Source organism: Pelagerythrobacter sp. (assembly GCF_041912895.1).
GTDB lineage: Bacteria > Pseudomonadota > Alphaproteobacteria > Sphingomonadales > Sphingomonadaceae > Pelagerythrobacter.
In genome coordinates this window covers 720,700-741,458 of record NZ_JAYSGI010000001.1, presented here as the reverse complement: position 1 = coordinate 741,458, position 20,759 = coordinate 720,700, and the positions used below count along the sequence as shown (strand labels likewise).

Sequence of the window (20,759 nt, the reverse complement as noted above, 5' to 3'; positions counted from 1 at the left end):
ATCGCGGTGCCGAACGTGCCTCCCGCCGCGCGCTCAGTCGGTTTTGGTAGCCGCTATCGGCACGTCCTGCGCGAAAGTGTGCGTGACGTATGGGTAGGGAATTTCGATTTCGGCGGCGTCGAGCGCCTGCTTGATCGCGAACACGACGTCGTTGTGGACGGTGAACAGGCTGTTCTGCCGCGTATCGACCCACCAGCGGACCAGGAAATCGATCGAACTGGCGCCGAATTCCCGCGCGAACACGTCGACGCCCTTGTCTTCCATGAGCCCGTCAACGGAGGCTACGGCATCCCGGATCACCTGCTGCGACTGCGCGAGATCGGCGTCGTAGGATACCCCGACCATCAACTGAAAACGGCGCGTGCCGGGATCGGTGACGATCTTCACCGCGTTCTTGAAGATCATCGAGTTGGGCAGGATCGTCAGCTCACCCGAGAACTGCCTGACGTGCGTTTCGCGCAGGGTTATCTTCTCGACCGTCCCGTCGACGCCCTCGGCCTCGATCGTGTCGCCGATATGCATCTTTTCGCGCAGCATGATGAGCACGCCGGCGAGGAAGTTCTCGAAGATATCCTGAAAGGCGAACCCGATCGCCAGCGCGCCGATGCCCAGGCCCGCGACCATGCCGCCGAAGGTGAAGCCCGGGACGACGATCGTCATCACCAGCAATACGCCGATGATCCACACCAGCAGCTTGGTCAGCGTCTGGATCAGTTCCTTGAGATCGTTGCGGATGTGCGAGCGGCCGGTGAGGCCGCCGGTCAGCTTCACCGCGCCGCGCGCGACCATCGCGGTGACGAACAGCAGCACGACGCCGATCGCCAGGCTGGGCAGCATTTCGATCGCGGTGCGGCCCATGCCCATGAGCTGCCGTTCGAGAATTCCGATATAATTCAAAACGTCCCCCTAAAGTCGGTGTCGGGGAGGGGAACGGGGCAGGTCGGCGGAATGTTCCTCAGGAATTCGCCGCGTGCTCGGCCCGCGCGATCTCGTGCAGCCAGTCTGCGTGGCGCGGGGCCTTCTTGGTCCGGCTCCATTCCTCGAGCATCGGCATCGCGACGCGCTTCAACTCGGCATATTGCTCGTCGGTGCCGATGTCGGTGGCGAGTTCGACCCGGTGGCCGTTGGGGTCGAAGAAATAGATCGACTTGAAGATGCCGTGGTGCGTCGGGCCGAGCACGTCGATGCCGAGGCTTTCGACGTGTTCTTTCGCCGCGAGCAGTTCGTCCTCGCTGCCGACCTTGAACGCGAGGTGCTGGACCCAGGCCGGAGTGTTCTCGTCGCGACCCATGTCCTTCTGCGTGGGCAGCTCGAAGAAGGCGAGCACGTTGCCGTTACCGGCATCGAGGAACACGTGCATGTAAGGATCGTAGTCGCCGGTCGAGGGCACGTGGTCTTCGGAAAAGGCGCTGACATAGTCCATGCCGAGCACCTTTTCGTACCACTCGACCGTCTCCTTCGCGTCCTTACAGCGATAGGCGGCGTGGTGGACCCCGCCGAGCCTGATCGGATGTTCGGTCATTCCGCCGGCTCCACACTCTTGGCGTCCTCGACCTTGAGCGCACCGCGCTTGATCTGGTCGCGCTCCATGCTTTCGAACAGCGCCTTGAAGTTGCCTTCGCCGAAGCCTTCGTCGCCCTTGCGCTGGATGAATTCGAAGAACACCGGGCCGACCTGCGCCTCGGCGAAGATCTGCAGCAGCAGGCGGGGCTGGCCGCCTTCGGTGGTCCCGTCGAGCAGGATGCCGCGGGTCTTGAGTTCGCCGGCGTTCTCGCCGTGGCCGGGGAGGCGCTCGTCGAGCATCTCGTAATAGGTTTCGGGCGGGGCGGTCATGAACGGCACGCCGAACTGCTTGAGCCGGTCCCACGCCGCAACGAGATCGTCGCAGATCAGCGCGATGTGCTGAATGCCTTCGCCGTTGAATTCGCGCAGGTATTCCTCGATCTGGCCCTTGCCGCTGTCGCCTTCCTCGTTGAGCGGGATGCGGATTTTGCCATCGGGCGCGGTCAGCGCCTTGGAGGTCAGCCCGGTATATTCGCCCTTGATGTCGAAGTACCGGATTTCCTGGAAGTTGAAGAGCGTCTCGTAATAGTCCGCCCAGTATTTCATCCGACCGCCATAGACGTTGTGCGTCAGGTGATCGATCACGGTGAACCCGGCGCCCTCAGGGTGGCGGTCGACCCCCGGCAGGTATTCGAAATCGATGTCGTAGATCGACAGTTTCTCTTCCGAGCCGTCCGCATCGTAACGGTCGACGATGTAGAGGTTTGCGCCGCCGATGCCCTTGATGGCCGGGATGTTGAGCTCCATGGGACCGGTCTCGGTTTCGACCGGCTGCGCCCCGGCCTCCATCAGGTGTTCCCATGCCGCGGCGGCGTCGCGCACGCGGAAGGCCATGCCGCAGGCCGAGGGGCCGTGCTCGCGCGCGAAATACCACGCGGCGCTGTGCGGTTCGTAGTTGGTGACGAGGTTGATCCCGCCCTGGCGCCAGAGATGCACGTCCTTGCTACGGTGCGTCGCGACGTGGGTGAATCCCATCGTTTCGAAGACCGGCTCGAGCACGCCTTTTTCGGGCGCGCAGAATTCCACGAACTCGAAGCCATCGAGGCCGGCAGGATTGTCGAACAGATCGGGCATGAACGGGTCTCCTCTAATTGGTTTCAACTGTAACCAGTTCAGGCGAAAAATGCAAGCGGGTCGATAGGAAGGGAACGGGCGAAGCGCGCGCGCGGTCCCTATTGCCCAACAAATCGTCGCGGGTTCTTCAAATCATCGCACAAACCGCTTGAATCGCAGCGTTAACTGTGATTCTGTCGCCCTCGTGACGCGAGAGGGACACCGGATCACCCTGCCGAGGGAGCAGTTGACGCAAGGGCTTGCCCTGGCGTTGCTGCTGTTGCTCATGGGTCTCGCGATCGCCGGACCCAGCGGCCTGCTCGCGTGGGGCGAGAACGCGCGGTTGCTCGAGCAGCGCCAGGCGCGGATCGCCAAGCTGACCGAAGAGCGCGACGCGCTGAAGAACCGCGTCGCACTGGCGCATCCCGCTCATGCCGACCCGGATCTGGTTGGCGAGGAACTGCGCCGCAACTTCAACGTCGTCCATCCCGACGAACTCGTGTTGATGATCGACCCGCAGGGCGAATAGCCGCGCTCGACCGGCGCTTGCCGCTACGGAAATTTCGTATTCATCGGCGCGGCGAGACGTTGCACGCGCGCGCGCCTTGCGCCTATAGGCAAGCGATGCCGCGTGCCGCGGCGCACCTCCCCGGGTGATCGCGACAATCGAGGAAAGAGATTTGGCCAGAACCGCCAAGACCCGCAAGACGCCTGCCAAGAGCAAGAGCGCTGCCAAGGATGCCGACTTCGCGCTGCACAGTTTGCAGGATGCGTTTGAGAAGGCGAAGAGCTTCGACGCTTCCGAAGATCAGATGATGGAATTCTATCGGCAGATGCTGCTGATCCGCCGGTTCGAGGAAAAGGCGGGCCAGCTCTACGGCCTCGGCCTGATCGGCGGGTTCTGTCACCTCTATATCGGGCAGGAAGCGGTCGCCATCGGTCTCCAGAGCGCGCTCGACAACGATGTCGACAGCGTGATCACCGGCTATCGCGATCACGGCCACATGCTCGCCTACGGCATCGACCCCAAGGTCATCATGGCCGAGCTGACCGGACGCCAGGCCGGCATCTCGAAGGGGAAGGGCGGCTCGATGCACATGTTCAGCACCGAGCACAAATTCTACGGCGGGCACGGGATCGTCGGCGCGCAGGTCGCGCTTGGCGGCGGGCTGGCGCTGGCGCACCAGTACAACGAGGACGGCGGGCTGTGTCTCGCGTATTTCGGTGACGGCGCGGCGAACCAGGGCCAGGTCTACGAGACGATGAACATGGCAAGCCTGTGGAAACTGCCGATCGTGTTCGTGATCGAGAACAATCAGTACGCGATGGGCACCAGCACCGCACGGTCGAGCGCCGAGACCGAATTCCACCGGCGCGGCACGGCTTTCCGTATTCCCGGCATGGACGTGAACGGGATGGACGTGCTGGAGGTGCGCGCCGCAGCCGAGATCGCCTTCAAGCGCGTGCGCGAGGGCAACGGCCCGGTGCTGATGGAGCTGAACACCTATCGCTATCGCGGGCACTCGATGTCCGATCCGGCGAAATACCGCACGCGCGAGGAAGTGCAGGACGTGCGCGAGCACAAGGACCCGATCGAGGGGCTCAAGAAGGCGCTCGTCGAACAGGGCAAGAGCGAGGATGACTTGAAGGCGATCGACAAGGATATCCGCAAGATCGTGGCCGAAGCGGCCGATTTCGCGGAAAACTCGCCCGAGCCCGAGGCCGGCGAACTCTACACCGACGTTCTGGTGGAGGAGTACTGAGCCATGGCGATCGAACTCAAGATGCCCGCCCTTTCCCCGACGATGGAGGAAGGCACGCTCGCCAAGTGGCTGGTAAAAGAAGGCGACGAGGTCGCCTCGGGCGACATCCTCGCCGAGATCGAGACCGACAAGGCGACGATGGAATTCGAGGCGGTGGACGAGGGCACGGTCGGCAAGATCGTCGTTCCCGAAGGGACCGAGAACGTGAAGGTCGGTACCGTGATCGCCGTGCTCGCGGGCGAGGGCGAGGATGCGTCCGACGTCGAAGCGCCTGCGAAGGACGAGGCTGACAGCGACGACGAGAAGGACACGACGGCCGATTCCGAAGACGACGATTCCGGCAAGGAGAAGAAGTCGGAAAAGTCGGAGGACGAGCAGGAGTCGATCACACCCGACAAGCCCAAGTCGGAGCCTAAGTCCGATCCCGCCATTCCCGACGGTACCAACATGGCCAGCGTCACCGTGCGCGAGGCGCTGCGCGATGCAATGGCGGAAGAAATGCGCCGCGACGAGCGCGTGTTCGTGATGGGCGAGGAAGTCGCCGAGTATCAGGGCGCCTACAAGGTCACGCAGGGCCTGCTCGAGGAATTCGGGCCCAAGCGCGTGATCGACACGCCGATCACCGAATACGGTTTCGCCGGCATCGGCACCGGCGCGGCGATGGGCGGACTGCGCCCGATCGTCGAATTCATGACTTTCAACTTCGCGATGCAGGCGATCGACCACATCGTGAACTCGGCGGCCAAGACGAACTACATGTCGGGCGGCCAGATGCGCTGCCCGGTGGTGTTCCGCGGCCCCAACGGCGCGGCGAGCCGCGTCGGGGCGCAGCACAGCCAGAACTACGGCCCGTGGTACGCCAGCGTGCCCGGCCTGATCGTGATCGCACCTTATGACAGCTCGGACGCCAAGGGCCTGCTGAAAGCGGCGATCCGCAGCGAAGACCCGGTCGTGTTTCTCGAGAACGAGCTGGTCTACGGCAAGACTTTCGAACTGCCCGAACTCGACGAGCACGTCCTGCCGATCGGCAAGGCGCGCATCGTGCGCGAAGGCGCGGACGTGACGATCGTCAGCTATTCGATCGGCGTCGGTTTCTCGCTCGAAGCGGCCGAGAAGCTGGCCGAGGATGGGATCGAGGCCGAAGTCATCGACTTGCGCACGCTGCGCCCGCTCGACACGCAAACGATCCTCGAAAGTCTCGCCAAGACCAATCGCCTGGTGATCGCCGAGGAAGGCTGGCCGACCTGCTCGATCGCGTCGGAAGTGATCGCCGTTTGCATGGAGGAAGGCTTCGACCACCTCGATGCACCGGTCCTGCGCGTGTGCAACGAGGACGTGCCGCTGCCCTATGCGGCGAACCTCGAAAAGCTGGCGCTGATCGATGCCAAGCGGATCGTCGAGGCCGTGAAGAAGGTCTGCTACGTCTGAGCGGGCGCGGCGCGGTCAGCCGTTGATCGTCGCCACCCCGTCGTAAACGTTGCAATCCGCCACCGCGTCCGGGCTGCTCGGATCGCGCTGGTAGATCTGTGACAGGTCGCGATTGTCGCGCACGTTGAAGGCGGCGGTGGCGTGGATATCGTCGGCGTGGGTGAAAGCGTCGGAGATCAGCGGCTGATAGTCGTACACCACCTCGACGAACATCACCGCTTCATCTTTGAACGCGATGATCTCCTCGCCGGCCGGGCCCATGCCCGGAATGCCGCTGGCCGTGCCGTCGCCCTCGAAGCCATAGCCCGATGTCCGCATCAGTTCGCCCTTGCAGCGCTGCCAGTGGATGTATTGCTGATCCTCGGTATCGGGCACGACCTCCAAGCTGGAGAGTATCACCCGGCCATGCTTGTAGAGGTCGAACGCACGCCCGGTCTGCGCATGCGCGCCGTAGAGCACGTCGTTGACGTCCGTTTCGTAGAGCCTGGTCTCGCCCAGCAGCGAGTTCTCGCCGACGCGCGAGGCGTTGTCCGCGACGAGCACCGCGACCTGATTGACGCGCATCTGCACCACCGCGCGGTGCGCCGATTCCACGCCCCACAGGCCAGCGGTCATGACCAGCGGCGCGGCGAGGGCGAATTCGGTCAGCGCGGTGCCCGAGGCCGAGCGGCGCAACCGGCTCAGAAGGGTGCCTGCACGGCTCATGCGCAGCTGCCCACCGTTTGCGACAGGTTCTGGTCGCCGTAGGGTTGGTTGCGCAGCACCGTCGTCGCTTGCGTGGTGAGCGTGTCGGGCAGGCCGATCAGAGCGGTGACCCCGAACGGCCGACGATAGCTGACCGTCACGACGTAGAGCACCGCGTCGCGCGCGCCGCCCTGGCCTTCCGATCCGCGATCCTCGTCCCAGATGCCGTTGCCGTTGGCATCTTCGAACGGTTCGCCGCCGCTGCACACGCCGTTGCCGTCGATGTCGCTGTAGTCTTCGGGCCGCGCGACGTCGGTGAAGGTGGCGTACGACTTGCGCGAGAAATCGACCTCCGCCCCGGCGACGAGGTCGTGGACGGCCTTTTCCACGCGGCCGTCGATCTGCGGGATCGTCGCATGCGCGCCCTCGATACCCGAATCGCGCGCCGCCTTCTGGATCGCGCCCTGCAATTGTGACTGGATGTAATAGTTGTAGCCCATGTCGAACATGCCGAGCAGCAAAAGCAGCAGGACCGGCGCGACGAGCGCGAATTCGACCAGCGCCGCGCCCTCGCGGTCGCGCCCGAGATTGCGCAGCCGCCTCACCGGCTCACCCTCAGGTCGCTGAGGCTGTCGGCGATCGCGGCGAACGAGGCGTTGAGCTCGGCAGCGTCGGCTGCTTCGAAATAATGCCCTTCGCCCGCGCAATCCTTCATCACGTCGTTCAGCGTGACGCCGAAGCCGATGACCCAGATGGTGACGTTCTTGCGCCGCACCTCGCCGCAGGCGAAGGCGAAGCGGTTCTCCACCGTCTGCGTCAGCGAAAGCGTGGAGGCAGGAGACCAGCGACGGCGATCGAGCGGCTCGAACCCGTAGCTCGAATAGCTGAGATCGAGCGGGGCGGTCTCGCCATCGGTCAGGAAGATCAGGTGCCGGCTGGTCGTCGAACCGGGCCCGTCGGCGTTCTCGGCCGCGAACAGGCCGGTGGGCGAGATGAGCCGGCCGCCCCAGATCATCCCGATGTCGTGATAAGTGCTGCCTTCGGCGCGGAGTGTGCCGAGGTAGTCGGTCAGCTCTTCGGCGCTCATCTCGGAGAGCTTGCGCGCCGGCGCCGGGCACGCGGCGGAGGACAGTCCGACCGGCGTCACGTATTCGTCTCCGGTCTTCTTCTCCTTGGTGTCGAACTTGCCTTTGCCGTCCCATTTCAGTTGCCGACCGAAGATATAGGATGGCATCATCGGCCGCCATTGCGTGGCCGTGTCGCCAGGGGTCGGAACCCGATCGAGATCGAGATCGAGGGCGCGCGAGAGATCGACCGTGTCGTAACTGGCGATCTCGTAGGTGTCGCGTTCCTCGATACACCCGTTGCCCGTTGTCCGCCAGTCTGCCACGTCGTATTCGATCTGGTCGTAGCGCCACTGCTTTTTGCTGATGAGCGAGGGTTCCTCAATCTTCTTATAAGTGTCGACGTAGTCGTTATAGGTGTGCTGACGCACGATACAGGTTGTGTCGTTGAGAACCGTCGAATAGCTCGCGCCGTTGCGAGTGCGGATGTAGGTCCACTCCTTGCGTACCCCCTCCAGCGGTGTGACGATATTTTCTTCCTTGTATGCCGTCTCGTCTATTTGGGTGGTCACGTTGCTGCCCGGGGCTGAAGGGCAGTGATAGCCCTTGAGCTCAGTGAAGCTCGCCTTGTAATTTTCGTAGTCAACAGTCGTGATCGAGCCCGAGACGAGCGTCGCTCCGGTATTATAGGTGCGCTTGCTCGGATGTTTCGTATCCTCGGTCTGTTCGCGCGATTGATAGTTCCACATGTCGACGACCCATTCGTCGCGCAGCAGGTGGCCGACGTTGACATTGGTCGAGTAGGGCACGAAGCCGTAGCGGATCCGCGAACCGGCCTGCGCCGCGGCGCTGAGCTGGGCGTGGAACGTTTCGATCGTCCCCTTCATGGTGTCGAGCCGCGAGAGCGTGTCGCCGGCGTTGATCTGCGCCATCGACCCGGTGACGTCGAGCACCATCATCACGTCGGTATTAGCGAAGTTGAGCTGGGCTTCGCACTCGACGCGCACGGGAACGTTGTCGAACCCGAAGATCAGCATGATCGTGGTGGGCACATCGACGGTCGCGACGCCCGAGATCGCGAAGTCCTCCTCCAGCGTCATCACGAAATCGCGGTTCTCCGTGCCATAGGAGCCGGTGCGGAAGTTGATGTTGAAGAACCGCTGGCCGGTTTCGGCCACGTCGTCGGAGATTTCGCCGGTGACGGCGGCCTGCGAACCGAGCCGCTTGCGCGCGGCGAGAACGCCCGCGTCGCACGCCTGCTGCAGACGGCTCTGACTGAGGTACGAGCGGCCCATGTCGACCCCGCCGCCGACCATCGCCAGGATCGGCGCGATCGCCGCGGCGATGATCGCCAGCGTGTTGCCCGACCGGTCGCCCGCGAGGCGCGCGAGCCATCCGGCAAAGCGGCGGCCGATGTTCGAGGCGGAATGGTTTACCACGGCTCGGGCGATACGCGTTGCCACGTAAGCGCATCGCGAACTTACAGGGTTAATTTATTGACATTGTTCGTCGATCAGCAGGTGCTCTTGGTCGCCTTGGGAGACGGATTGAAGATGCCGTCATCCGAAAGATCGCGGTCGTCGCGAACGTACATCGCGGCGGTCTTGTAGATCGTCTGGTCCGGGATGAACCGGGCGAGCACGAGCGGCTGATAGTCGTAATAGACTTCGGCGTACATGATCGCGAAATTGGGTTCCGCCTGGACGTTGCGCGATCCGATCCCCATGCCCCCGAAGCCGCGGCCGGTGCGCCCGGTTCCCTCGTCGCCGTAGCGGGAGCGGTAGCTTTTCGCTCCGCCGCACCGCTGCCAGTGGATCCACTGGCCGCCCTGCTTGTTCACCTCGAGGCTGGAGAGAACCACGCGGCCGTGATCCGCGAGGTCGAGGTTGCCGCCCTGCAGTTGCGCGGCACGGATCGATTCGTTCGCGTCGAGCTCGCGGAAACGCGGGTTGCTGCCAATCACGTCCTGCTTGGCGCGCGACGCGTTGTCGGCGAGCGAGATCGCGATCTGGTTCACGCGAAGGTGCGCCGTGGTGTAGTTGACCAGTTCGAGCCCGCCCAACCCGAGCGCGACCATGATCGGCAGCGAATAGGCGAACTCGATCAGTGCCACGCCATCGCGTGCGCGGGCGAGGCAGCGTAGCGAGCGAAGAAGGCTTTGCTTCACGGGCATATGCGCACCGCCTCGCGCTCGGCCTGCTCGCCGAACGGCTGGTTGCGCATCACCGTGGTCGCCTGCGCGAGACCGCGGTGGGGCAGGCCGATCATGCTCCACAGCGGGAACAGTCGATCGTAACGCACGCCCACCTCGTAATACACGATGTCGTCCGCCCCGCCGAGGCCACCCGCACCGACGTCGGGATCCCACTGGCCGTTGTCGTTGCGATCGGTGAAACACTCGGTGTCGTCGTAGGTGTTGTTCCGATTGGTATCGTCGAAATCTTCCGGCGTCCCGACATCGCTGAAATTCTCGTAGTTCAGGCGCACGATATCGATATCGTCCTCTTCGACGAACGGCATGACGCCCTGGACGCTCAGCATCACGCGTTCGTCCAGCGCCGCCTGGTTGAGCCGGCCGCTCTCCAGTCCCGCTCCGCGTGCCGCGTCCTGCACCGCCCCCTGGAGTACCGATCGCAAGTAGAGGCCGTGGCCGATGTCGAAGATGCCGAAGATCAACAGGAACAGCACCGGGGCGACCAGCGCGAATTCGACGAGCGTCACACCCCCGGTATCGCGCGCGAGATTGCGGCGATACGTCACTGGGCAAGTCTCAGGTCCGCCACCTGCGATGCGATGTAGCGGAAGGTGGCGCGAAGTTCGTCGTTATCGTTCGAGAAATAGGCTCGGTGCCCAGTCGCGCAGGAGCGCATGGCGTCGGTGAGCGATTCGCCGAAGCCGATGACCCAGATCGTGTAGCCTTCGTCCTTCGCCCCGTCACAGGCGGCCAGGAATCGCTGGGTGTGGCGATCCGCCACCGCACCCGTGCTCGACCATGCAGGCGCGATACGGTTGTCGGTGTATTCGACGCCATATGCGGTGAACGACTGGATGTGCGGCTCCATCTTGCCGTCGGTCATGAAGATGAGGTGACGGCTGATGCTTTCTGCCCGTTCGGAGTCTTCGTTGACGTTGTCGGCCAGTATGCCGTTGGGGCTGGCGAGCCGTGCGCCCCAGATCATGCCGATATCGTGGTAGGTGTTACCGGTGGCGTTCAGATTCCTGAGATAGGTTTCGAGCCATCCGGGAACGGCCGTGGTCGAAAGGTCGATTGTCTGGAACGGCAGCATGGGCGCGGGGCAGGGGGCACTCGTGGTCTTAGTCCCTGAACTCGTGCGCGTGGTGCCAGGCGTGCGGTAATATGACGCGTCGGGCCATATCGGGCTCCAACTCGTAGCCGGGCTGTCGGGCGTCAGGTTGATATCGAGATCGTACGCGTCCGAAGGCACGGGATCGAAATCGTCGGTTTCGACGGTGTCCCGTTCCTGAATGCAACCGTTCCAGCGCGAACTCGATTTGCTCATTCCGCGGATCGAAAGCTTCGCCAGCGCATCTATAGCGTATTCGCCGCTGGTCGAGAGATAGGACATCTCCGGATCGAAGTCCGTCGCGATCTCGACGCTGTCGAAATCCTTGTAGTCGCTCGTGTTGAGGTTCCCTTGGCGATAGACCCAGCCGTTGAAATGATAGGCCTTTTTGTTTTCGTATGAATAACGGTAGGTTTCCCAGCGGACGCGGCAGCCAGAAAACCAGCCTCGGCTTTCCTCGCGGTAATACGTGACATTCACGTTATTCGGTTTCGTACCGGAAGAATTGGACCACGAATTATCGCAGCTGTAGCCGCTGGTATTGTACTGCCCGCTGTCAGTCAGTTTCTTTTCGCGAACGATATAGTCGTTGCGATTAAAGACGGCGAAGCGAGTCTGATAAGGTGTGCTGTCGCGGAAATAGGCCGAGGTGATTTCGCCCTCGTCGAGCAGTTCCTTTGCATTGACGGTAGTCGAATATGGCACGAACCCGTAGCGCACCCGGACGTCGTCGTCGGTCACTGCGGACGTAATGGTCTGGTGGAAATCCCTGACCGCCTGCCGCAAACCCGAGATGCGGCTGCCGCCCATCGATCCGGTCGTATCCAGCACGAACATGATGTCCGAATTGGTGATCTGCAGTTCGGCCATGCAATCGACCGAGAACGACAGGTCGTACTTGCCGAACAGCTTCATCAAGACGGTCGGAATGCGGGCGGAGGCGGTGCCGAACACGTCGCCCTCGTCGCCCGCTTCGGTGTCGAAGTTCACCCGGTCGGCGGTGACGATGTCCGAATCGAAATTCGCGTTGAACATCTGCGTCGCCTTGCCTGCTTCGGTATCGCCGTATTCGCCCGACTTCGCCATCGCGCGGCGCCCTGCCAGCACGCCCGCGTCGCACGCGTTCTGGAGTTGCGTCTTGGCGAGATAGCCGCGTGCGGCGTCCACGCCGCCGCCCACGATCGCGAGCAGTGGAACCAGCGAGGCAGCGAAAATCGGCAGGGAGTTGCCCCGCGCGTCGCGCCACAGCGAAGCCATAGATTTGACGATGCCCATACCCGTCACGAACGTCCGCAGTTGTTCAGCGCACGCTTTAGGAGAGCTGGATTAAAAAACTCCAAATGCCCGGGCGGAGGATGCTACCGCGGCAGGCATGACGCCCGATCCCCTTCCGCTGCCGCAAAAGCTTGCGCTCAACTATGCCCCGGCGGCCTCGCGCGACGCCACCGCTGCGCTGTTCGCGCTCGATACCCGCCTGTCCGAACTCGTGGCGAAGGCGAACGAGCCGCTGCTCGCGCAGTTGCGCCTTGCATGGTGGCGCGACGAACTCGGCAAGCCGGTGGATGCGCGCGCCGCCGGCGATCCCGTGCTCGATGCGATCGGGCAATGGTGGGGCGGTGAGGAGGTGGCACTTGCCGGGCTCGTCGAGGGGTGGGAGCAACTCGTCGGCGATGCGCCGCTTCCCGCCCGTGCGATCGAGACGTTCGCCGAGGGCCGTGCCGGTGCGTTCGCTGCGCTGGCGCGGCACACCGGAGAACCCGAGGCGGCGGCGGATGCGCGCGCGGCGGGGCGGCTCTGGGCGCTCGCCGATTTTGCCGCGCAGGCGACCGACGCGGAGGAGCGCGCCATCGCGCTGACCTTTGCCGAAGAAACCGAACGCCGCGCGCCGCGCGAACGGCGGCTGCGTCCGCTTGCCGTTCTGTACGGGCTGGCGCTACGGTCGCTCGCCGGGGGCGGCGCACCGCTGGTCGGGGGACGGCGCGACGTGCTTGCCGCGCTTCGGCTTGGCATGTTCGGGCGCTAGCCTCTATCGTCCGGGTCGAGGGGGATTTGCCATGAACCGGGTGGTGCTTGGAGGCGTCGTCACGCTGTTGCTGGTCGCGATCGGGCTGTTCTGGTGGCAAGGCCGGGCCGAGGTCGAACGCGGCGCGCCACCGCCGCTGCCCGAAGTCGCTGCGCCCGATTCGGAGAATCTGCCCGAAGTCGATCCGGGCGATCTCACCGGCCCCGCGCCACCCGAAGCGACCGAACTGACGCGCGAGGAGCGGCGCTTCTTCCGCTACGACCGCAACCGAGACCGCAGGATCACGCGGGTCGAGATGCTGTCGACGCGCACCGACGCCTTTCGCAAGCTCGACAAGGACGGCAACAACCTGCTGACGTTCGAGGAGTGGGCGGTGACGACCGCCGAGCGCTTCGACGGCGCCGACGCGAATGGCGACCGGGAGTTGAGCGAAGCCGAATTCGCGACGACCGCGCCCAAGCGGCGGGCGAAACCGGCCTGCCGCTGCTGAGGTTATGCCGGAACGCGGTCGAGCGTCGCCAGCCACGCCCCGAATTCGGCCTTCCCGCGCTCGGCGTAGGCTTCCTTGCGCGCCTTCTTCTTTATGTCGTGGAGAGGCGGGAAAAGGCCGAAATTGACGTTCATCGGCTGGAACGTCTCGGCCTCGGCATCGCCGGTGATGTGCGAAAGCAGCGCGCCCATCGCGGTGGAAGGCGGCGGCGCGGTCCAGGTTTCGCCGCCCAGTTCGGCGGCTGCCATCAGCCCCGCCATGATCCCCACCGCCGAGCTTTCGACGTAACCCTCGCATCCAGTGATCTGCCCGGCGAAGCGGACATGCTCGCCACCCTTCAGACGCAGCTGCCGGTCGAGCACCAGCGGCGAATTGAGGAAGGTGTTGCGGTGCAGCCCGCCGAGCCGCGCGAATTCCGCGTTCTCGAGGCCGGGGATCGTGCGGAACAGCTCGACCTGCGCGCCGTGCTTCAGCTTGGTCTGGAAGCCGACCATGTTCCACAGCGTGCCGAGCTTGTTGTCCTGCCGAAGCTGCACCACCGCATGGGGCCAGCGGCCTTGCGGGAATTCGGGCGTGGTATCGCGCGGATTGTCGAGCCCGACCGGCTTCATCGGGCCGAAGCGGAGCGTGTCGACCCCGCGGCTCGCCATGACCTCGATCGGCATGCAACCTTCGAAATAGGGTGTGTCGGCCTCCCATTCCTTGAACGCGATCTTCTCGCCGTCGATCAGGCCTTGGTGGAAGGCGAGATACTGCTCCTTGGTCATCGGGCAGTTGATGTAGTCCTTCCCGTCTCCCTTGTTCCACCGGCTCTGGAACCACGCCACGTCCATATCGATGCTGTCGCGGTGGACGATCGGCGCGATCGCGTCGAAGAAAGCGAGGCGGTCCTGCCCGGTCGCGCGCACCACGCTTTCGGCCAGTGCCTGGGCGGTCAGCGGGCCGGTGGATACGATCGTCATGCCCGCAGCGGGCAGCTCGTCGATCCGTTCGCGCACCACGGTCACGTTCGGGTGTTCGGCGAGCGCGCGCTCGACCCCCGCGGAGAACACGTCGCGGTCGACCGCCATCGCCGAGCCGGCGGGCACCCGTGCCGCTTCGCCCGCGCGCATCACAAGCGAATCAAGCCGCCGCATTTCGTGGTGCAGCAGGCCGACCGCGTTGCGCTCGTCATCGTCGGAGCGAAAGCTGTTCGAGCAGACGAGTTCGGCCAGCCCGTCGGTCTGGTGCGCGGGCGTCATGTCGCCGCTGCCGCGCATCTCCGACAGGCGCACGCGATAGCCATGCTGCGCGAGCTGCCATGCCGCTTCGCACCCGGCCAGGCCGCCGCCGATTATGTGGACGTCATAGGTCATGGCGTGGCACCTAGTGCTTGCCGGGCATCGGGTTCAAGTCCAAGCCGCCCGCGAGGAGAAACAAAGGGATGCCGAGGCGCGCACTTGTCGAACACCGGCCATGGCTGCTCGCCGCGATCGCGGCGGCGACGGTGTATTTCTTCGTGCGCGACTGGCCGATGGGCGAGCTGTGGCTGATCCTGCTGAAAGGCGCGGGGGTCGGCTTCCTCGCGATCTACGCGCTGGCGCGCCACGCGAGCGCCGACGGGCGGTTGCTGGCGCTCGTAATGGCGCTCTCGGCACTGGGCGACATGTTGCTGGAGCTCGATTTCCTGTGGGGCGGGGCGGCGTTCCTCGCTTCGCACGTTGCGGCGATGGCGCTGTATCTGCGCAACATGCGGCCTTCGACGGCGGCCAGCCAGAAGGCACTGGCCCTCGCGCTGCTGGCCGGAACGCCGCTCATCGCCTGGCTGCTGACGTACGACACCGGCGTCACGCTCTATGCGCTCGCGCTCGGCGCGATGGCCGCCTGCGCGTGGTTGAGTCGTTTTCCGCGATACCGGGTGGGAACGGGCGCGGTGCTGTTCGTATTCTCCGACCTGCTGATCTTCGCGCGGATGGGCCCGCTGGCGAGCAGCGCGCTCCCGGCGTTGCTCATCTGGCCGACCTATTTCGCCGGCCAGTTCCTGATCGCCACCGGCGTGATCCAGACGCTCCGCCGCCGCGCATAGGCGACGGCGGAGCCCGGCGGCGTCAGTCGCCGTCGGGCTCGCGCGTCATGTCGTCGTCCGAACGCGGCGTCGTTTCGGGTTGCGTCTCGACGCTGCCGCGCCCGACGATTTCCTCGACGATCGCTTCCTCTGCGTCGTTTTCCGGTGCTTCGTCCTCGTCGATCAGCGCCGCACCGACGACATGCTCGCCCTTCGCGACGTTGAAGATGCGCACGCCGGCCGAGCCACGGCCGATGATGCGGAAGCCGCCGTCATTGTCTTCGCCGAGCAAGTGCCGGAAATCGATCGGCAGGCGGATCAGCTTGGCCTGATCGGTCACCAGCATCAGCTGCGAGCCGTGCCGCACGGGGAAGCTCGCGACGACGGGGCCGTTGCGGCCGGGGTTGCTGTCCGGCGTGCCGATGTTGGTCAGCCCTTGTCCGCCGCGGCCGATGGTGCGGTATTCGTAGGCGGAGGATATCTTGCCGTATCCATTCGCGGTGATCGTCAGGACGAATTCCTCCGCCTCGGCCATTTCGCCGATCCGCTCGGCCGGCAAATCGCCCTCTGCAGGGCTTTCCTTCCAGGGTGCGGCGCGAAGGTAGGCATCGCGCGTTTCGGTGTCCGCCGTGTTCGGATCGAACACCGCCATCGACACGACCTTGGCGCCGCCCTTCAGCGCCATGCCGCGCACGCCGATGCCGGTGCGGCTCTTGGTTTCGCGGGCGTCGGTGGCGGCGAAGCGAATCGCCTTGCCGGCGTCGGAGGCGAGGAAGATTTCCTGCCGCTCGGTCAGGAGTTCCACGCCGATCAGCCGGTCGCCGCTGCCTTCGACGAAGCCCATCGCGTACTTGCCGTTTGACGGTACGTTGGTGAAGGCGTCCATCGAATTGCGCCGCACCATACCCTGTTCGGTGGCGAACACGATGTTGAGGCGACTCCACTCGTTCTCGTCTTCGGGCAGGGGCAGCACGTTGGTCACCCGCTCCTCGTCGCTCAGCGGGAGGAGGTTGACCATCGGGCGGCCCTTGGTGGTCGGCCCGCCTTCAGGCAGGCGCCAGACCTTCAGGCGATAGACGCGGCCGGTATTGGTGAAGAACAACACGGGGTTGTGTGTCGAAGTGACGAACATTTCGACCACCGCGTCCTCGTCCTTCGTCGCCATGCCGCTGCGGCCCTTGCCGCCGCGGTTCTGCGCGCGGAACGCCTGGAGGGGAGTGCGTTTGATGTAGCCGCCGTGGGTGACCGTCACGACCATCTCGTCGCGCTCGATCAGATCCTCATCCTCGATCCCGTCCCACGCGGGGGCGATTTCGGACAGGCGCGGGGTGGCGTAGAGCTCGCGGATCTCGGTCAGCTCTTCACGCATGACGCCGTAGAGCTTCACCCGGTCGGCCAGGATCGAGAGGTATTCCTCGATCGCGATCGACAGGTCCTTCAATTCGCCGCCGATCTCGTCGCGGCCCAGCGCCGTCAGGCGGTGGAGGCGCAGGTCGAGGATCGCCTTCACCTGCCGTTCGCTGAGGCGATAGGTGCCGCCTTCCTGCTCGGCGCTGGGCTCGATAGCCTCGACCAGCGCGATATATTGCGCGATGTCGCCGATCGGCCATTCCTTCGCCATCAGCTTGGCGCGCGCGTCGGCGGGGTTGGACGCACCGCGGATCATCGCCACGACCTCGTCGAGGTTGGAAACCGCGACCACGAGGCCGAGCAGGATATGGGCCCGCTCGCGCGCCTTGTTCAGTTCGAACTTGGTGCGCCGGGTGATGACCTGTTCGCGGAAGCTGACGAACGCCTGGATGAAATCGCGCAGATTGAGGACTTCGGGGCGCCCGCCGCGGATCGCCAGCATGTTCGCCGGGAAACTCGCCTGCGCCGGGGTGTAGCGCCAGATCTGGTTGAGCACGACCTCGGGCGAGGCGTCGCGCTTGAGATCCACGACCACGCGCACGCCTTCGCGGCTCGATTCGTCGCGGATGTCGGAAATGCCCTCGATCCGTTTGTCTTTAGCTGCCTCGGCGATCTTCTCGACTAACCCGGACTTGCCGACCTGATAGGGGATCGAGGTCAGTACGATCGACTGGCGGCCGTCTGCCCTCGCACCGCGTGTGCTCTCGATCTCGTGACGGCAGCGCATCAGGATCGAGCCGCGCCCGGTGGTGTAGGCGGCCTTCGCGCCCGACTGCCCGAGAATCAGCGGCGCGGTGGGGAAATCCGGGCCGGGAATGATCTCGATCAGTTCTTCGCTGCTGATCCCGGGGTTCTCGATGAAGGCGAGGCAGCCGTCGATCACTTCGCCCAGGTTGTGCGGCGGGATGTTGGTCGCCATGCCGACCGCGATGCCGCCCGCGCCGTTGACCAACAGGTTGGGGAAGCGCGCGGGCAGGACGGTCGGCTCGCGCCGCGAACCGTCGTAGTTGTCGGCGAAATCGACCGTGTCCTTGTCGAGATCGTCGAGCAGACTGTTGGCGACCTTCGCCAGCCGCGCTTCGGTATAGCGCATCGAGGCCGGCGGATCGGGATCCATCGAACCGAAGTTGCCCTGACCGTCGATCAGCGGCACGCGCATCGACCAGCTCTGCGTCAGGCGCGCGAGTGCATCGTAGATCGCGCTGTCGCCGTGCGGGTGGTAGTTGCCCATCACGTCGCCGACGATCTTGGCGCTTTTGCGATAGGGCCGCCCGGCGACGAAGCCGCCTTCCTGGCTGGCGAAAAGGATACGGCGGTGAACCGGCTTCAATCCGTCGCGCACGTCGGGGAGCGCGCGGCTCACGATCACGCTCATCGCGTAATCGAGATAGCTGGTCTTCATCTCGTCGACGATGTCGACGCGTTCGAATTCGCCCATCGGGGAGGGCGGGGCAAGGGTATCGGTATCGTCGCTCAACGGACTTCTTTTCGTTTCGTTCTGCTGCCTGGGAACTGTGCGGGAAGCCTAGGCGAGATGGCCGGGCACCGCCACTCGAACCGACGCTTAGATGGGCATTCCGACGCGCTTTTTCCACATTTTGCGTTTTTCGCACACGCGCGGAGCGCGAACCGCGCGTTCAAAGGCCGTTCAGCACGAATCCCCTACCAGTGATTGCAATGAAGCGGACGAGGCGGCACTAGCGCGCTCGTCGTGCGTTCCTAGCCCGCATACCCCAGCCTCTACGGCTCAGAATTCTGTAATGGGAGATACCCCAATGATGACTTTCGCTCGCAATCCGCAGCCGCGCACCAAGCGCTTCGGTTCGCATTTCGCTCTTGCCCTCGCGCTCGTCGCTGGCAGCACTTTCGGTGCGGTCGCGCTCGAAGCGCCCGCCGCTGCGCAGGAGGAAGGCGAGGCGCAGAAGAAGGATTACTCGGAAGGGTTCATCGCCGCCTATCAGCCGCTTGCTAAGCGGGTGGAAGCCAAGGAGGACCCCAACGCTCTCAAGGGCGCAATTCCGACCGTTGTGTCTGCTGCGCAGACCCCCGACGACAAGTTCGCCGCGGGCCAATTGGTCTATTCGATCGGATCGAACGCAAAGGATATCGCGGTCCAGCGCCAGGGCCTCGACATGATGCTCGACAGCGGCAAGACGCCGGCGGACCAGCAGGGACGCAACCTTTTTGCGGCCGGCCAACTCGCCTATCAGGCCGAGGACTGGGCCGCAGCACGCTCACGCTTCGAGGAGGCTGTCGCAGCCGGCTATCAGGACAGCAATGCGAAGGGCCTCATCGCCGAAGCCTATTTCAACGAAGAGAATTACGCCGCCGGGCTCGCCTCGCTCAAGCAGGCGATCGAAGCCAAGCAGCAGGCGGGCGAGCCGGTCGACGAGGCGTGGATCCGCCGCGGCTTCGCGGTCGCTTACAACAACGCGCTGGCCGACGATGCGGCGGCGTTCGCCAACCTTTATGTGGCGAATTACCCGTCGAGCGACGTCTGGGGCGATGCGATCGCGGTCCAGCGTAGCTTCTACGACTACGACGATCAGACGCTGCTCGACCTGATGCGCCTGGCCGATCGGACCGACAGCCTGCGCAACGGGCGCGACTATTCCGATTACATTCTTGCCGCCGATCCGCTTCGCCTGCCGGGCGAAGTGAGTCGAGTGCTGGCGGAAGGGCTCGCCGCCAACATGCTGAACGAAGGCGATGTGCTGGTGACCGAAGCCCGGACGACCTCCGAAGCGCAGATGGAATCGGCGCGTGCCGACCTTCCCGAGTTGGAGAGCGGTGCACGCGGTTCCGGCAGCGCGGTCGACGCCATGGCCGCGGGCGACATGTTCCTCAACTTCGAGCAGCCCGCGAAGGCCGCGGAAATGTACGAGCTCGCACTCACGAAGTCGGGCGTCGATACCGGTCGTGCGCTGACCCGCCTGGGCATCGCACAAGTCGATCAGGGCCAGTTCGCCGAGGCGAAAACCACGTTCGACAAGGTCGACGGCGCGCGCGCGCCGGTCGCCGATCTGTGGGGCCTCTATGCTGCCGGGCAGGTATCGGGCGGCGCCACTGCGGCGGCCCCGGCTGCCGAGGCGACGGCCACGGCGGCGCCGGCCCAAACTCCGGCGCAGTAAGTCTCCGGAAATTGTCGAAAGAGGCGCGGGCTCATGGTCCGCGCCTTTCTCATGCGCGTTAGCGGAGCCGCTTGACCCAGACCTGCCCACCCTCGCGGCGCTCGGTGGCGAAGTTGGGAATATCCTCGATCAGGTCGATCAGCCGCGCGTAACCGTAGTTGCGCGTGTCGAAGCTGGAGCGGTTGCCCGCCCGCTGGCCGACTTCGGACAGCTTGGCGAAGCCTTTCTCGTCGCGCTTGCTGGCGTTGTAGGCCTCGAACAGCAGGTGCAGCATCTCGTCGTCGAGTTCGCCCTTGGGGGCCTTCGCGCCCTTCGATCCGTTGGCGCGTTCTTCCTTCTCCGCGCGGATCAGCGCCTCCACGTCGATGAAACGCGTGCACGCTTGGCGGAACGCCTCGGGCGTCTTGGCGCTGCCGAAGCCGTAGACCGGGTAGCCGTCCTGCCGGATGCGCATGGCGAGCGGCATGAAGTCGCTGTCCGAGCTCATGATCCCGAACCCGTGCACGCGGCCGCGATACATCATGTCCATCGCATCGATCGTCATCTTCATGTCGGTCGCGTTCTTGCCCTTGGTCATGTCGAACTGCTGCTGCGGTTCGATGCCATAGCGGTGAACGAGATCGGCCCAGCTCTTGAGCGCGGGCTTGCGCCAGTTGCCGTAGGCACGGCGGATATTCACCTGCCCCAGTTCGGCCAGCACCGTCAGCACCGGGTCGATCCCGGACGGGCTGGCGTTGTCGGAATCGATCAGGAGGGCGATGTTGCGATGCTGAAGCTCGTCGGTCATGCGCGCCTACATGG

The 20,759-nt window shown here is 64.6% G+C and carries 19 protein-coding genes; 7 read left to right on the top strand and 12 right to left on the bottom strand.

What is annotated here, in order from left to right:
- Window positions 1-33 precede the first annotated feature (33 nt).
- From ACE3QC_RS03730 to hppD, 3 genes are read right to left on the bottom strand one after another with little or no spacing between them, the layout of a single operon-like run.
- Window positions 34-897: a mechanosensitive ion channel family protein gene (locus tag ACE3QC_RS03730; RefSeq protein WP_374405766.1), complete on the bottom strand. Its 864-nt coding sequence runs from the start codon at window positions 895-897 to the stop codon at window positions 34-36.
- A gap of 58 nt (window positions 898-955) precedes the next feature.
- On the bottom strand, window positions 956-1,522 hold the full coding sequence (locus tag ACE3QC_RS03725; RefSeq protein ID WP_374405765.1) for a VOC family protein: 567 nt from the start codon (window positions 1,520-1,522) through the stop codon (window positions 956-958).
- Window positions 1,519-2,637 carry a 4-hydroxyphenylpyruvate dioxygenase gene (gene hppD, locus ACE3QC_RS03720; protein ID WP_374405764.1) on the bottom strand — a complete coding sequence of 373 codons (1,119 nt, stop codon included), beginning with the start codon at window positions 2,635-2,637 and terminating at the stop codon, window positions 1,519-1,521. Before hppD ends, ACE3QC_RS03725 begins: the two co-directional genes overlap by 4 nt.
- A 226-nt stretch (window positions 2,638-2,863) precedes the next feature.
- Between hppD and ACE3QC_RS03715 the strand changes: the two genes are divergently transcribed.
- The 3 genes from ACE3QC_RS03715 to ACE3QC_RS03705 all read left to right on the top strand — a co-directional run bounded on the left by ACE3QC_RS03715 (window position 2,864) and on the right by ACE3QC_RS03705 (window position 5,807).
- Complete coding sequence (locus tag ACE3QC_RS03715) at window positions 2,864-3,145, top strand: septum formation initiator family protein (RefSeq protein ID WP_374405763.1); 282 nt, start codon at window positions 2,864-2,866, stop codon at window positions 3,143-3,145.
- Between the two features lie 151 nt (window positions 3,146-3,296).
- Window positions 3,297-4,379 (top strand): pyruvate dehydrogenase (acetyl-transferring) E1 component subunit alpha, encoded by a 1,083-nt coding sequence (gene pdhA, locus ACE3QC_RS03710; protein WP_374405762.1) that lies wholly within the window; start codon window positions 3,297-3,299, stop codon window positions 4,377-4,379.
- 3 nt (window positions 4,380-4,382) lie between these two features.
- Window positions 4,383-5,807, top strand: a complete 1,425-nt coding sequence (locus ACE3QC_RS03705; RefSeq protein ID WP_374405761.1) for a pyruvate dehydrogenase complex E1 component subunit beta — start codon at window positions 4,383-4,385, stop codon at window positions 5,805-5,807.
- A gap of 15 nt (window positions 5,808-5,822) precedes the next feature.
- On the opposite strand, the gene ACE3QC_RS03700 is transcribed toward ACE3QC_RS03705, so the two are convergent.
- From ACE3QC_RS03700 to ACE3QC_RS03675, 6 genes are all read right to left on the bottom strand, one after another.
- Window positions 5,823-6,512: a TadE/TadG family type IV pilus assembly protein gene (locus ACE3QC_RS03700; protein WP_374405760.1), complete on the bottom strand. Its 690-nt coding sequence runs from the start codon at window positions 6,510-6,512 to the stop codon at window positions 5,823-5,825.
- On the bottom strand, window positions 6,509-7,096 hold the full coding sequence (locus ACE3QC_RS03695) for a TadE/TadG family type IV pilus assembly protein (protein WP_374405759.1): 588 nt from the start codon (window positions 7,094-7,096) through the stop codon (window positions 6,509-6,511). Before ACE3QC_RS03695 ends, ACE3QC_RS03700 begins: the two co-directional genes overlap by 4 nt.
- Window positions 7,093-8,994, bottom strand: a complete 1,902-nt coding sequence (locus ACE3QC_RS03690; protein WP_374405758.1) for a pilus assembly protein TadG-related protein — start codon at window positions 8,992-8,994, stop codon at window positions 7,093-7,095. Before ACE3QC_RS03690 ends, ACE3QC_RS03695 begins: the two co-directional genes overlap by 4 nt.
- A gap of 74 nt (window positions 8,995-9,068) precedes the next feature.
- Window positions 9,069-9,728 (bottom strand): TadE/TadG family type IV pilus assembly protein, encoded by a 660-nt coding sequence (locus ACE3QC_RS03685; RefSeq protein WP_374405757.1) that lies wholly within the window; start codon window positions 9,726-9,728, stop codon window positions 9,069-9,071.
- On the bottom strand, window positions 9,719-10,315 hold the full coding sequence (locus tag ACE3QC_RS03680; protein ID WP_374405756.1) for a TadE/TadG family type IV pilus assembly protein: 597 nt from the start codon (window positions 10,313-10,315) through the stop codon (window positions 9,719-9,721). Before ACE3QC_RS03680 ends, ACE3QC_RS03685 begins: the two co-directional genes overlap by 10 nt.
- On the bottom strand, window positions 10,312-12,117 hold the full coding sequence (locus ACE3QC_RS03675; RefSeq protein WP_374405755.1) for a TadE/TadG family type IV pilus assembly protein: 1,806 nt from the start codon (window positions 12,115-12,117) through the stop codon (window positions 10,312-10,314). The genes ACE3QC_RS03680 and ACE3QC_RS03675 overlap by 4 nt, the downstream gene beginning before the upstream one ends.
- A 115-nt stretch (window positions 12,118-12,232) precedes the next feature.
- Between ACE3QC_RS03675 and ACE3QC_RS03670 the strand changes: the two genes are divergently transcribed.
- Together ACE3QC_RS03670 and ACE3QC_RS03665 are read left to right on the top strand one after the other, a co-directional pair.
- Window positions 12,233-12,883, top strand: a complete 651-nt coding sequence (locus ACE3QC_RS03670) for a hypothetical protein (protein ID WP_374405754.1) — start codon at window positions 12,233-12,235, stop codon at window positions 12,881-12,883.
- A 31-nt stretch (window positions 12,884-12,914) separates the two neighbouring features.
- Window positions 12,915-13,373, top strand: a complete 459-nt coding sequence (locus ACE3QC_RS03665; RefSeq protein ID WP_374405753.1) for a hypothetical protein — start codon at window positions 12,915-12,917, stop codon at window positions 13,371-13,373.
- Between the two features lie 2 nt (window positions 13,374-13,375).
- Here the strand turns inward: ACE3QC_RS03665 and trmFO are convergent, their stop codons facing one another.
- A complete protein-coding gene (gene trmFO / locus ACE3QC_RS03660; protein WP_374405752.1) occupies window positions 13,376-14,728 on the bottom strand; it encodes a methylenetetrahydrofolate--tRNA-(uracil(54)-C(5))-methyltransferase (FADH(2)-oxidizing) TrmFO in 1,353 nt (450 codons plus the stop codon).
- Window positions 14,729-14,796: 68 nt separating this feature from the next.
- Between trmFO and ACE3QC_RS03655 the strand changes: the two genes are divergently transcribed.
- Window positions 14,797-15,438, top strand: a complete 642-nt coding sequence (locus ACE3QC_RS03655; RefSeq protein WP_374405751.1) for a lysoplasmalogenase family protein — start codon at window positions 14,797-14,799, stop codon at window positions 15,436-15,438.
- A 22-nt stretch (window positions 15,439-15,460) separates the two neighbouring features.
- On the opposite strand, the gene gyrA is transcribed toward ACE3QC_RS03655, so the two are convergent.
- Complete coding sequence (gene gyrA, locus ACE3QC_RS03650) at window positions 15,461-18,304, bottom strand: DNA gyrase subunit A (protein ID WP_374405750.1); 2,844 nt, start codon at window positions 18,302-18,304, stop codon at window positions 15,461-15,463.
- A gap of 298 nt (window positions 18,305-18,602) precedes the next feature.
- Between gyrA and ACE3QC_RS03645 the strand changes: the two genes are divergently transcribed.
- Window positions 18,603-19,958 carry a hypothetical protein gene (locus ACE3QC_RS03645; RefSeq protein ID WP_374405749.1) on the top strand — a complete coding sequence of 452 codons (1,356 nt, stop codon included), beginning with the start codon at window positions 18,603-18,605 and terminating at the stop codon, window positions 19,956-19,958.
- Between the two features lie 58 nt (window positions 19,959-20,016).
- Here the strand turns inward: ACE3QC_RS03645 and ACE3QC_RS03640 are convergent, their stop codons facing one another.
- Complete coding sequence (locus ACE3QC_RS03640; RefSeq protein ID WP_374405747.1) at window positions 20,017-20,745, bottom strand: NYN domain-containing protein; 729 nt, start codon at window positions 20,743-20,745, stop codon at window positions 20,017-20,019.
- Window positions 20,746-20,759: the final 14 nt, after the last annotated feature.